The sequence below is a fragment of the Pseudomonas sp. Pseusp11 genome, from assembly GCF_047304405.1.
GTDB lineage: Bacteria > Pseudomonadota > Gammaproteobacteria > Pseudomonadales > Pseudomonadaceae > Aquipseudomonas.
The window spans coordinates 39107-51720 of sequence record NZ_JBGLZF010000039.1 but is presented as its reverse complement, the minus strand read 5'-3'; the positions used below and the strand labels follow the sequence as shown (position 1 = coordinate 51720).

The 12614-nt window shown below is 60.7% G+C and carries 11 protein-coding genes and 1 riboswitch; of the genes, 9 read left to right on the top strand and 2 right to left on the bottom strand.

Annotation, left to right across the window (positions count from 1 at the left end; all coding sequences use genetic code 11):
- Window positions 1–145: 145 nt before the first annotated feature.
- The gene (locus tag ACCC96_RS24545; protein ID WP_413697148.1) at window positions 146–1585 is read right to left on the bottom strand and encodes a TolC family outer membrane protein; all 1440 of its coding nucleotides are present in this window, start codon (window positions 1583–1585) and stop codon (window positions 146–148) included.
- A 205-nt stretch (window positions 1586–1790) separates the two neighbouring features.
- Window positions 1791–1896: riboswitch (TPP riboswitch) on the top strand.
- Between the two features lie 166 nt (window positions 1897–2062).
- Between ACCC96_RS24545 and thiC the strand changes: the two genes are divergently transcribed.
- Window positions 2063–3952, top strand: a complete 1890-nt coding sequence (thiC, locus tag ACCC96_RS24540; protein ID WP_413697147.1) for a phosphomethylpyrimidine synthase ThiC — start codon at window positions 2063–2065, stop codon at window positions 3950–3952.
- A 199-nt stretch (window positions 3953–4151) separates the two neighbouring features.
- The gene (gene cytX, locus ACCC96_RS24535) at window positions 4152–5444 is read left to right on the top strand and encodes a putative hydroxymethylpyrimidine transporter CytX (protein ID WP_258672167.1); all 1293 of its coding nucleotides are present in this window, start codon (window positions 4152–4154) and stop codon (window positions 5442–5444) included.
- Here cytX and ACCC96_RS24530 read toward each other — a convergent pair.
- Window positions 5413–6159, bottom strand: coding sequence for an RsiV family protein (locus tag ACCC96_RS24530; protein ID WP_018928529.1), 747 nt, complete (start codon window positions 6157–6159; stop codon window positions 5413–5415). The genes cytX and ACCC96_RS24530 overlap by 32 nt on opposite strands.
- 229 nt (window positions 6160–6388) lie before the next feature.
- On the opposite strand from ACCC96_RS24530, the gene ACCC96_RS24525 reads away from it, so the two are divergent.
- The 7 genes from ACCC96_RS24525 to ACCC96_RS24495 all read left to right on the top strand — a co-directional run bounded on the left by ACCC96_RS24525 (window position 6389) and on the right by ACCC96_RS24495 (window position 12607).
- Window positions 6389–7006: an NUDIX domain-containing protein gene (locus ACCC96_RS24525; RefSeq protein ID WP_258672170.1), complete on the top strand. Its 618-nt coding sequence runs from the start codon at window positions 6389–6391 to the stop codon at window positions 7004–7006.
- Window positions 6997–7449, top strand: a complete 453-nt coding sequence (locus ACCC96_RS24520) for a DUF1249 domain-containing protein (RefSeq protein WP_007939629.1) — start codon at window positions 6997–6999, stop codon at window positions 7447–7449. The genes ACCC96_RS24525 and ACCC96_RS24520 overlap by 10 nt, the downstream gene beginning before the upstream one ends.
- A gap of 111 nt (window positions 7450–7560) precedes the next feature.
- Window positions 7561–8376, top strand: a complete 816-nt coding sequence (gene cpdA, locus ACCC96_RS24515) for a 3',5'-cyclic-AMP phosphodiesterase (RefSeq protein WP_258672171.1) — start codon at window positions 7561–7563, stop codon at window positions 8374–8376.
- A 165-nt stretch (window positions 8377–8541) separates the two neighbouring features.
- Complete coding sequence (locus ACCC96_RS24510; RefSeq protein ID WP_413697146.1) at window positions 8542–9150, top strand: YqiA/YcfP family alpha/beta fold hydrolase; 609 nt, start codon at window positions 8542–8544, stop codon at window positions 9148–9150.
- Window positions 9151–9192: 42 nt separating this feature from the next.
- The gene (parE, locus tag ACCC96_RS24505; RefSeq protein WP_019582186.1) at window positions 9193–11100 is read left to right on the top strand and encodes a DNA topoisomerase IV subunit B; all 1908 of its coding nucleotides are present in this window, start codon (window positions 9193–9195) and stop codon (window positions 11098–11100) included.
- The gene (locus tag ACCC96_RS24500; RefSeq protein WP_413697145.1) at window positions 11100–12089 is read left to right on the top strand and encodes an esterase-like activity of phytase family protein; all 990 of its coding nucleotides are present in this window, start codon (window positions 11100–11102) and stop codon (window positions 12087–12089) included. The genes parE and ACCC96_RS24500 overlap by 1 nt, the downstream gene beginning before the upstream one ends.
- Window positions 12086–12607 carry a TIGR02281 family clan AA aspartic protease gene (locus ACCC96_RS24495; RefSeq protein ID WP_018928522.1) on the top strand — a complete coding sequence of 174 codons (522 nt, stop codon included), beginning with the start codon at window positions 12086–12088 and terminating at the stop codon, window positions 12605–12607. Before ACCC96_RS24500 ends, ACCC96_RS24495 begins: the two co-directional genes overlap by 4 nt.
- Window positions 12608–12614: the final 7 nt, after the last annotated feature.

Here is a 12614-nt window from a genome sequence, read left to right as displayed (position 1 = left end):
GGGGGGGGGGCTGCTGCCCCCCCCCACCCCCCGGGGGGGGCTCCCGGGGTGGGGGGTGGGGGGGGGCGTGTCCCCCCACCTTTCTTTCTTCCCCCCCCCAATATGGGGGCCCCGCCCCCCCCCCCCCCCGCCACAGGTTTACCTTTTAATGAGCGGGATTAGCTCGTAACTGCTCCGCCGCAGCCTTCGCCAGATCCGGTGGCAAGAAGTCCTTGTCCGGGTTGTAGTCGGCTTTGAGATAACGCGTCAGGTCCTGCAAATCCCCCGGGTTCAAGGTGCCGGCGGCCTGCTTCAGGCGCAGGTTGTCGAGGATGTAGTCGTAGCGGGTGTTGTTGTAGTTGCGCACCGAGGTGTACAGCTGACGCTGGGCATCGAGCACGTCGACGATGTTGCGCGTCCCCACCTGATAACCGATTTCGGTCGCTTCCACCGCGCTCTGGTTGGAAATGATCGACTGCCGACGCGCCTGCACCTGCTCGACGTCGGTGTTCACGGCGCGGTGCAGATTGCGGGTGTTTTCCACGACCTGGCGACGCAGGGCTTCGCGTTGTTGCTCGGTCTGATCCAGCCGTGAGTAAGACTCGCGCACCTGGGAGCTGGTCAGTCCGCCGCTGTAGATCGGGATGCTCAGTTGCAGGCCGACGGTGCGTTGTTCGACATCGCCACCGTAACGCACACCGGTCGCGCTCGGGTTGGTAAAGCCGAGGGCGTCGTTGTCACCTTTCTTGTATTGCGCGACCGCATCCAAGGTGGGGGCATGCCCGGCCTTGCGCTGCTTGAGGGTTTCTTCGGCGGCGCTCACCGCGTAGTTGCTGGCCAGCAGATTGAGGTTCTGTTTGGCGGCGGTGTCGACCCAGGCCTTGGCGTCGTTTGGCGCTGGCGGCAGGATCGGCAAGGTGTGGACGATGCCCTGGATCGAGTTGTACTGACGGTTGGTCAGGGTGATCAGCGCTTCGAACGCGTCATCCACCTGACGCTGGGCGAGAATCCGGTTGGCCCTCGCCGTGTCGTAACTGGCCTGGGATTGCAGCACATCGGTCTTGTCCGACAGGCCGACGTCAAAGCGCTCGTTGGACTGGTCGAGCTGGCGTTTGAAGGCTGCTTCTTCGGCTTTGGTCGAGGCCAGGTTGTCCTGGCTGCGCAGCACGTTGAAGTAGCTTTCGGCGCTTTGCAGGATCAGGTTCTGTTCGGTGGCCGAAAGTTGCAAGGCGGCCTGTTCGTTGACGTCCTTGGCGGCCTGGAACTGGAACCAGCGGTCGGCGCGGAAAATCGGTTGCGACAGGGTCGCCTGATACACCGTACCGCTGCGGTTCGAGGTCACCGATGGCTGATCGAGCGCGGTGCGGGTGTCGTTCATGTTGGCACCGGCCGACAGGTTGGGCAGCAGCCCGGCGCGGGCCTGGGGCACGACTTCCTTCTGGGCGCCGTATTGGGCGCGGGCGGCGGCGATATCGGCGTTGTTGTCCACCGCTTCCTGATAGACGCTGACCAGGTCGGTTTTGGTCGATAAGGGCGCTTCTGCTGCCCAGGCCATTCCATTGGACGCACAAGACACGGCAAGGGCCAGTGAGAGTTTGCGCAGCATGAGGCCATCCCTAAAAATTACGCTGATAATTTGAGCGCCAAGGCTACGGCGCGGCGCCCTGCAGCGTCAAGGCAGAGCGTCAAGGCGCGGCACGGCGTAGCGAGTGTAGTTGCACGCAGGCACGGCAACAATCCGCTGATTGCGCCATTCATCATGGTGTTTACCGTGGTGTTGGCGTTCTTTGCCGGTTATGTCTAGACTGGCCGGGTTCTTGTCGGGGTGCCTTGCTATGAGGCTGAGATCGAATAATTTCGGATCCCGTTGAACCTGATCAGGTTAGCGCCTGCGTAGGGAACAAGATTTCTCGTCACCCGGCGAGTCCTCTTGTGCTTCGTCCGGGATGTTGTTCGACAATCGAACACCCCTCGAGCATCGAGCACAGCACCTGCTGGATTTTTCAGCGCCCGTGCGTCCATTCGTTTACAGGTTCGCTCCGACAAAAATCCACTGCCTGGATGTGTGTCTGGAGAGCCCGTGATGACTACAAAATCAAAAATCGCAACCAACCTGAGTGATTCGGCCAAGGTCGATCAGCAATCGGTTCAGCCGTTTACCCGCTCGCAAAAAATCTATGTTCAGGGCACACGCCCCGACATCCTCGTGCCGATGCGCGAAATCAGCCTGGATGTGACCCCGACCGACTTCGGCGGCGAAATCAACGCGCCAGTGGTGGTATATGACACCTCGGGCCCGTACACCGACCCCAATGTCACCATCGATGTGCGCAAAGGCCTGGGCGATGTGCGGTCGCCGTGGATCGAATCCCGCGGCGACACCGAGCGCCTGTCCGGCCTGAGCTCCAACTTCGGCCAGGAACGCCTCGCCGATCCGGAACTGACCAAGCTGCGTTTCGCCCACGTCAACAACCCGCGCCGCGCCAAGCCGGGTGCCAACGTCAGCCAGATGCACTACGCCCGTAAAGGCATCATCACCGCCGAGATGGAATACGTCGCCATCCGCGAAAACATGAAGCTCGAAGTGGCCCGCGCCGCCGGCCTGCTGGACCAGCAACACGCCGGCCACAGCTTTGGCGCCAGCGTGCCGAAAATCATCACCCCGGAATTCGTCCGTGAAGAGATCGCCCGCGGTCGCGCGATCATTCCGGCCAACATCAACCACACCGAACTGGAACCGATGATCATCGGCCGTAACTTCCTGGTGAAGATCAACGGCAACATCGGCAACAGTGCCTTGGGTTCGTCCATCGAAGAAGAAGTGGCGAAACTGACCTGGGGCATTCGCTGGGGTTCGGACACGGTCATGGACTTGTCCACCGGCAAGCACATTCACGAAACCCGCGAATGGATCATCCGTAACTCGCCGGTGCCGATCGGTACCGTGCCGATCTATCAAGCACTGGAGAAGGTCAATGGCGTCGCCGAAGACCTGACCTGGGAGCTGTTCCGCGACACGCTGATCGAGCAGGCCGAGCAGGGCGTCGACTACTTCACCATCCACGCCGGTGTGTTGCTGCGCTACGTGCCGCTGACCGCCAAGCGCGTGACCGGTATCGTCTCCCGTGGCGGTTCGATCATGGCCAAGTGGTGCCTGGCGCACCACAAGGAAAACTTCCTCTACACCCATTTCGAAGACATCTGCGAAATCATGAAGGCCTACGACGTCAGCTTCTCGCTAGGCGATGGCCTGCGTCCGGGCTCGATTGCCGACGCCAACGACGAAGCGCAATTCGGTGAGCTGGAAACCCTCGGCGAGCTGACCAAAATCGCCTGGAAGCACGACGTGCAGTGCATGATCGAAGGCCCGGGCCACGTGCCGATGCAGTTGATCAAAGAGAACATGGACAAGCAGCTGGAGTGCTGCGACGAGGCGCCGTTCTACACCCTCGGCCCACTGACCACCGACATCGCCCCAGGCTACGACCACATCACTTCCGGTATCGGTGCGGCGATGATCGGCTGGTTCGGTTGCGCCATGCTCTGCTACGTGACGCCGAAGGAGCACTTGGGCCTGCCGAACAAGGATGACGTGAAGACCGGGATCATCACCTACAAGATCGCCGCTCACGCCGCCGACCTGGCCAAAGGGCATCCGGGGGCACAGATTCGCGACAACGCCTTGAGCAAGGCGCGTTTCGAATTCCGTTGGGAAGACCAGTTCAACCTGGGCCTCGATCCAGATACCGCACGTTCGTACCACGATGAAACACTGCCGAAGGATTCGGCCAAGGTCGCGCACTTCTGCTCCATGTGCGGGCCGAAATTCTGCTCGATGAAAATCACCCAGGAAGTCCGTGAATACGCGGCCAACCAGCGGATCGAAACCGTCGATGTCGAAGTCGCCAAGGGACTGGCGGAGCAGGCTGAGCGGTTCAAGCAGGAAGGCAGTCAGCTGTACAAGAAGGTTTGATCCCGCACTGATAACCCTGTGGCGAGGGGGCTTGCCCCCGTTCGGCCGCGAAGCGGTCGTAAATCCGGCGATGAGTTCTGACAGATGAAACTCGATTGTCTGTTTGGGGCCGCTGCGCAGCCCAACGGGGGCAAGCCCCCTCGCCACAAAGGATCGGGCAGATCAACACCACAACACATGTTCCTCTGAGATAACACCCTTGAGCATTCAACCCAGCACATATTCCCCGGATATCGCGGTGCCGACCGACAAACGCGTCTTCGGCGGTCGTGATCTGTTTTCCCTGTGGTTTTCCCTCGGCATCGGCTTGATGGTGTTGCAGACCGGCGCTTTGCTCGCACCGGGTCTGGGCCTGTCCGGCTCGTTGCTGGCGATTTTTCTCGGTACGCTGGTCGGCGTGCTGTTGCTGGCCGCTGTCGGCGTGATCGGCAGTGACACCGGCCTGTCATCGATGGCCGCGCTCAAACTCAGCCTCGGTGCAAAAGGCGCGAGCCTTCCGGCGGTGCTGAACCTGCTGCAACTGATCGGTTGGGGTTCGTTCGAAATCATTGTGATGCGCGACGCCGCCAGCCTGCTTGGCGCCCGTGCATTCAGCGAAGGCAGCTTGTGGTCGAATCCGCTGCTGTGGACGCTGTTCTTCGGTGCACTGGCCACCTTGCTGGCGGTCAGCGGTCCGCTGACCTTCGTGCGCAAGATCCTGCGCAAGTGGGGCATCTGGCTGTTGCTGGCCGCGTGCATCTGGCTGACCTGGAACCTGTTCGCCAAGGCCGACCTGGCGGCGTTGTGGGCGCAGGCCGGTGATGGTTCGATGCCGTTCGCCGTCGGTTTCGACATTGCGATCGCGATGCCGCTGTCCTGGCTGCCGCTGATTGCCGACTACTCACGCTTCGGCAAGCGTGCGAAGAATGTGTTCGGCGGTACGGCGTTGGGTTTCTTTATCGGTAACTTCTGGCTGATGAGCCTGGGCGTGGCGTACACCCTGGCGTTCGCGCCGAGTGGTGAAGTGAATGCCTTGCTGCTGGCGCTGGCCGGTGCGGGCCTGGGGATTCCGTTGCTGCTGATTCTGTTGGATGAATCAGAAAATGCCTTTGCCGATATTCATTCGGCGGCGGTGTCCAGCGGGATTCTGCTGCGCTTGAAAGTTGAGCATCTGGCCTTGGCCATCGGCGTGATCTGCACGCTGATCGCTTGCCTGGCGCCATTGGCCCAGTACCAGAATTTCCTGCTGTTGATCGGTTCGGTGTTTGCGCCGCTGTTCGGCGTGGTGCTGGTGGATCACTTCATCCTGCGCAAACGCAGTAGCCAAGTGGCCTCGGCCGCCTTGCGCTGGCCGGCGTTGCTCGCCTGGTTGGGCGGGGTGAGCACTTATCACTTGCTGGCCAATCTCTATCCGGACATCGGCGCAACCCTGCCGTCGCTGGTACTGGCAGGGCTGCTGCAACTGGTGCTTGGTCGAGCCTTCAGCTACGGCCGGGAAACAGCTCAGGCTTGAGAATGCCGTTCAGGCGTGGGTAGGGGATCTTCAGTTCGACGTGGCCCAATGCGTAAGGCGCAAGGGTGCTCACTTCGTACTTGAGGATTACCCCGCCATACGTCAACGCCACGTTCTGGGTTTTCACGAAGGGCCAGCTCTTGACGAACTCCGGCTCCTGATCGAGTTTGGTGCTGATCAGCCAGCTGTTGTGCGCCACCTGGGCCGCTTTCCAGAACGCTTCTTCCTGCCCCGGGATCACCATGTCCGACAGCGTCAGCACTTTATGCTGCTGACGCGAGTAGTTGATGAAACCGCGGCCCGGCGTGCCATGGGCACCGCCATTGTCCAGATAGCTGGACAGTTCAATGATCACCAAGCCGTCATGCTGCTCACGTACCTTGGCTTGCAAGTAGCTGCTGTAGCGCGGCTCGGCACTGCTCAAAAATTGCTCGCGATACGCCGCCAGCGTCGGCGCTACAGGGGCGTCGGGTGAGGTGCGGGTCATTTGCAGCAAACGTTTTTCGATGATGCCGTCAAGCGCAGGCTCAGCCGGGAAGTGCAGCGTATCGATGTTCACCAGCGGGCAGTCAGGGTTGGCGCAACCCGGTTTCAGCTGTTCGGAAGCGTCGCGGGTGGTTTCCAGCGGCGCCCGGTAATTGGGCTGGAAAAGACTCTGGCACGCACCCAGGGTCAGGGCGATGGCGGCCACGGAGGCGATCTTGAAAAGCGACATGGGCGTCCTTAATGAAACAGGGGAAGGCGAAAAGTTAACCGCTTCGACTCTCAACGAGGCAGTCAGTTCGCCACTAAGCTAATTAGAGTTGGTTTCGCCCTCACCGTCTATCCCGCTGACTGTAAAGGGGCTGCATCAAACATCGCGGGCGCGTTAGGATGGCGCGAAGTCGAGGTTGCAAGTAACAAAAAGGAGCCTCGTAACGGATTTGCAGTAAACGAGGATTGTCATGACTGATTTTGCCAACGCCATTCCGACCGCCGTTGATATCGTTCGGCGTGAAAAGTGCTACGAGGGTTTCTACAAGCTCGACCGCGTGCACCTGCGCCACGAATTGTTCGACGGCGGCATGAGTCGCGAGATCAATCGTGAAGTGTTCTTGCGCCACGATGCAGTGTGTGTGCTGCCTTATGATCCACAGCGCGACGAAGTGGTGCTGATCGAGCAGTTTCGCGTCGGCGCCATGGGCAAGACCGACAATCCGTGGCTGATCGAACTGGTCGCCGGTCTGATCGACAAGGATGAAGTACCGGAAGAAGTTGCTCACCGCGAAGCGCAGGAGGAAGCTGGACTTGTATTCGGGGCGCTCTGGCCGATGACCAAATATTTTCCATCGCCGGGTGGCAGTAACGAGTTTGTGCATTTGTATCTGGGGCGTTGTGACAGTGCCGGGGTTGGCGGCCTGCATGGGCTGGAGGAAGAGGCAGAAGATATTCGCGTCACGGTCTGGGCTTTCGAAGATGCCCTGCAAGCCGTGCGTGACGGACGTATTGCCAACGCGGCGAGCATCATTGCCTTGCAGTGGCTGGCTTTGAACCGCGTGGAAGTGAGGGGGTTATGGTCGTAAACAAGCTGCGCGATCGATATCGGGTCGACCTCGTGGGGCTGCAAGCCTCTTGCGAGGCCAACTACGCGCGCCTGATGCGACTGTTGCCGGACATGCGCAACGATCCGGCGGCCCGGCGCATTGCCGTGACCCAAGGTGACCAGATGCTTGGCGTGCTGGCCCTGGAAGTGCTGCAAGCCTGTCCGTACACCACCACCCTGCAGGTGCGTCAGGAGCACAGCCTGCCCTGGTTGCCAGTGCCGCAACTGGAAGTGCAGGTGTATCACGACGCGCGCATGGCTGAAGTTATCAGCGCCGAACATGCACGACGCTTTCGCGGCATCTATCCTTACCCGAACGCCGCGATGCATCAGCCGGACGAAAAGGCTCAACTCAATCTGTTCCTGGGGGAATGGCTGAGTCATTGCCTGGCTTGCGGACACGAGTACGCCGTTGTGCGCTAAGAGTGCTGTGTAGTTGTGAACTGCTTCCGGTTCACAGGTTTCCTCTTTTGATCGTCCCCCAGCATAATTGCGGCACTTTCCAATCCCGTGATCACGCCCTGGGAGAACGCCTTGCCGAGCGTATCCACTTTGACCACCGCCGATCCGGCGTTGCTGGTGCAACTCTCCGACAGTCATCTGTTTGCCGAGGCGGACGCGACGTTGCTGGGCATGAATACCCGCGACAGCCTGCAACAGGTGATTGAGCTGGTATTGAAGCAGCAACCGCAGATCGATCTGATGATTGCCACTGGCGATCTGTCCCAGGACGGGACGCTGGAGTCGTACCAGCTGTTTCGCGACCTGACCCGGCAGATCGATGCCCCGGCGCGCTGGATCCCCGGTAATCACGACGAGCCGCGGATCATGGCCGAGGCGGCGGTGCACAGTGCATTGCTGGAGCCGGTGGTGGACATCGGCAACTGGCGGGTGACGTTGCTCGATTCGGCGGTGCCGGGTTCAGTGCCGGGGTATTTGCAGGATGAGCAGTTGCAATTGCTCGTGCGCTCGTTGAGCGAGGCGCCGCAGCGGCATCATCTGGTGTGCTTCCATCATCATCCGGTGTCGATCGGGTGCGCGTGGATGGAGCCGATTGGATTGCGCAATCCAGAGGCGTTGTTCGCGGTGCTGGATCGGTTTCCGCAGGTACGTGCGGTGCTTTGGGGGCATGTTCATCAGGAGATTGATCAAGTGCGCAACGGTGTTCGCCTGATCGCATCACCCTCGACCTGCATCCAGTTCGAACCGGGCAGTGACGATTTCAAGGTGAGTGAGCAGGCGCCGGGGTATCGGTGGTTGCGGCTGTTGCCCGATGGTCAGCTTGAAACTGGCGTTGAGCGCGTGACCGGGTTCGATTTCCAGATTGATTACGGCTCCAACGGCTACTGACACTTACCGATTCCCCCTGTAGGAGCTTGTAGGAGCTGTCGAGTGCAACGAGGCTGCGATCTCTTGATCTTGCTTTTAAACAAAGTCAAAAGATCGCAGCCTCGTTGCACTCGACAGCTCCTGCAGTAAACTCCGCCTTCTTTACCCGACGCACAGGGAGCTCAAATGTCTGGTTCGATCCTTTATATCCACGGTTTCAACAGCGCGCCTGCCTCAAAAAAGGCCACTCAGTTGATCGAAGTGATGGAGCGGCTGGGCTTGAGCGATCAGTTGCGTGTGCCGGCCCTGCATCACCATCCCCGTGAGGCCATCGCTCAGCTGGAACAGGCGATTGCGGAGCTGGGGCGGCCACTGCTGGTCGGCAGCTCACTCGGCGGCTACTATGCGACTCACCTGGCCGAGCGCCATGGCTTGAAAGCCCTGTTGATCAACCCTGCCGTCAGCCCACACCGGATGTTCGACGGGTTTCTGGGGACGCAGAAAAACCTGTATACCGATGAGACCTGGGAAATGACCCACGACCACGTGACGGCCCTGGCCGAGCTGGAAGTACCGGCGCCCCAGGATCCGCAGCGGTTTCAGGTATGGTTGCAAACTGGCGACGAAACACTGGACTATCGCCTCGCCCAGCAATATTACCGGGCCTGTGCCTTGCGCATTCAGGCCGGCGGCGACCATGGTTTCCAGGGTTTTGCCGCGCAACTGCCGGCAATATTGAGTTTTGCCGGCATCGGCGCAGATTTGTATCAGGCGATCGATTTCACAGCACTGTGATCATTGCCCCCTATTTTCACTGAACACTGACGACGAGACCCCATGGCCACTCCCAGCGCTAGCTCTTATAACGCAGACGCCATCGAAGTCCTCTCGGGCCTCGACCCGGTGCGCAAACGCCCCGGCATGTACACCGACACCAGTCGGCCGAACCACCTCGCCCAGGAAGTCATCGACAACAGCGTCGACGAAGCCTTGGCCGGGCACGCGACGTCGGTGCAGGTCATCCTGCACGCCGATCACTCCCTGGAAGTCAGCGATGACGGCCGTGGCATGCCGGTGGACATTCACCCGGAAGAGGGTGTTTCGGGCGTCGAGCTGATCCTCACCAAACTCCATGCGGGCGGCAAGTTTTCCAACAAGAACTACCAGTTCTCCGGCGGTTTGCACGGGGTGGGTATTTCCGTGGTCAACGCCTTGTCGACCGAAGTCCGGGTGCGTGTAAAACGCGACGGCAACGAATACCAGATGACCTTCGCCGACGGTTACAAGAAAACCGAGCTGGAAGTCATCGGCACCGTCGGCAAGCGCAATACCGGCACCAGCGTGTTCTTCGCACCGGACCCGAAGTATTTCGATTCACCGAAATTCTCCATCAGCCGCCTCAAGCACGTGCTCAAGGCCAAGGCCGTTCTGTGCCCGGGGTTGCTGGTCAGTTTTGAAGACAAGGCCACCGGCGAGAAAGTCGAATGGCATTACGAAGACGGCCTGCGCTCCTACCTGGTAGACGCGGTCAGCGAATTTGAACGCCTGCCTGACGAGCCGTTCTGCGGCAGCCTGGCCGGTAACAAGGAAGCCGTCGATTGGGCGTTGCTGTGGTTGCCCGAGGGCGGCGACAGCGTTCAGGAAAGCTACGTCAACCTGATCCCGACAGCCCAGGGCGGTACTCACGTCAACGGTCTGCGTCAGGGCTTGCTCGACGCCATGCGCGAGTTCTGCGAGTTCCGCAGCCTGTTGCCGCGTGGTGTGAAGCTGGCGCCGGAAGACGTCTGGGAGCGTATCGCTTTCGTCCTGTCGATGAAGATGCAGGAACCGCAATTCTCCGGCCAGACCAAGGAGCGCCTGTCATCCCGTGAAGCGGCCGCCTTCGTTTCCGGCGTGGTCAAGGATGCTTTCAGCCTGTGGCTCAACGCCAACCCGGAAACCGGCATGTTGCTGGCCGAACTGGCGATCAACAACGCCGGCCGTCGTCTGAAGGCCAGCAAGAAGGTCGAGCGCAAACGCATTACCCAAGGGCCGGCATTGCCGGGCAAGCTCGCCGACTGCGCCGGGCAGGACCCGATGCGTTCCGAGCTGTTCCTGGTGGAAGGTGACTCCGCAGGCGGTTCGGCCAAGCAAGCGCGGGACAAAGAATTTCAGGCGATCCTGCCGTTGCGCGGCAAGATCCTGAACACCTGGGAAGTCGACGGCAGCGAAGTGCTGGCCAGCCAGGAAGTGCACAATATCGCCGTGGCGATCGGTGTCGACCCGGGCGCGGCGGACATGAGCCAGCTGCGTTACGGCAAGATCTGCATCCTCGCCGACGCCGACTCCGACGGTCTGCACATCGCAACCTTGCTCTGCGCCTTGTTCGTCCAGCATTTCCGCCCGCTGGTGGATGCCGGTCACGTCTATGTCGCCATGCCGCCGCTGTACCGTATCGACCTGGGCAAAGAGATCTACTACGCCCTCGACGAGGCCGAGCGCGACGGCATCCTCGATCGCCTGGTGGCCGAGAAGAAACGCGGCAAGCCGCAGGTCACCCGATTCAAGGGGCTGGGTGAAATGAACCCGCCACAGTTGCGCGAAACCACCATGGACCCGAACACGCGGCGCCTGGTGCAACTGACGCTGGGTGAAGATTTCGCCGAGACCTCGGAAATGATGGACATGCTGCTGGCGAAAAAACGCGCGGGCGATCGCAAGACCTGGCTGGAATCCAAAGGTAACCTGGCCGAGGTTCTGGGCTGATGCGGTTTGGCTGGGCCCTGGCGTGTGCGTTGCTGCTGACTTCGGTGACGGTTTCTGCCGAACCCGCGCCAGAGCTGCGCCTGTTGTCCGAACATGCCGTCGACGGCATGCGCGGCGGCAATCTTTCGGGGCTGGCCCAGTGTGGCAAGGAGCTGTGGACCGTTTCGGATCGCGACGATGATCAAATCTATCGCCTCGACACCCGCAACCCCACCTGGCAAGCCGAAACCGTGCACATTGACGTACCCCTGGTGCCCGACACCGGTTTGCCTTGGGGCTTGCGTGCGCGGACTTGGGCGGCATCGTTCGTGCGGGGCGGGGATCTGGATTTCGAAGGCATCACCTGTGACAGCGCGGGCAATCGTTACATCGTCAGCGAAGGCCACGCCGCGGTGTTGCAAGTACCGCCAACCGGGCCTGCGTCCTGGCTGAAAATCTCGCCGATGCTGGTTCGCGAAGCGCGGGCGAGCGGCATGTTGTTGCACTTCAATGCATTATTCGAAGGCTTGGCGATCAATCCGGCCGGTGACACGCTGTGGCTGGCCGCCGAACGTGAGCGCCGCGGTTTGCTGCTGATCAAGCGCCAGCAAACAGTGTGGGACTGCGACGGTAGCTGTGTGCTGCTGAGTGAAGGCGGGGTGGAAATGCAGCCAGCGCAATTTCCCCACGCCAGAGCTCGCCCTCGGGATTTTGCTGATCTGTCATTGTTCGACGGCAAGCTGTTTACCCTTGAGCGCAACGCCTTTCAGATCTGTCGCCGTGATGCGGTGACGAGCAAGGTCGAGCGCTGCTGGTCGTTTGCTGCCGAGGCCTTGCAGGAAAACCGTCGTTATTCACAACCCTTTGGGCTGGCGGAAGCGCTGATCATCGACGTCGAAGGTGCCTGGATCGGTATCGACAACAACAACGGTGCGCGCGCCGACGGTGAAGTACGGCCGATTGTGTGGCGCTTTGCCGCGCCTGAAGGTGGCTGGAGTGCCAAGCCATGAGTCAGCAACCGCCGGGCAAACGCGCCGGTCGGGTGTTGATGGTGCTGGCCTGGGGCGCCGCGCTGTTTCTGGCGACGCGGTTCTTCGGTCAATGGGAGGAGCGTCAACAGAATCCCAATACCGTCGTCAGCTCTGAGCAGGGCCAGGGTTTTATCGAAGTGAAGCTGATCGGCAACAGCCAGGGGCATTTTGTCGCCACCGGCCAGATCAACGGCCAGCCCGTGGAGTTCATGCTCGATACCGGTGCGACCGATGTGTCGATCCCGGCCGAAATGGCTGAACGATTGAAGCTGGAAAAAGGCTTCGGGGTGACCCTGAGCACGGCCAATGGCTTGAGCGAGGGCTATCGAACCCGCCTCGACCGGCTGCAACTGGGCGCCATCGTGCTGCGTGACGTTCGCGCGCTGGTGGCGCCCGGTTTGCACGGCAATCAAGTGCTGCTCGGCATGAGCGCACTGAACAAACTTGAATTTACCCAGCGCGGTGGCACCATGCTGCTGCGCCAGACCACGAAATAATGAGGCC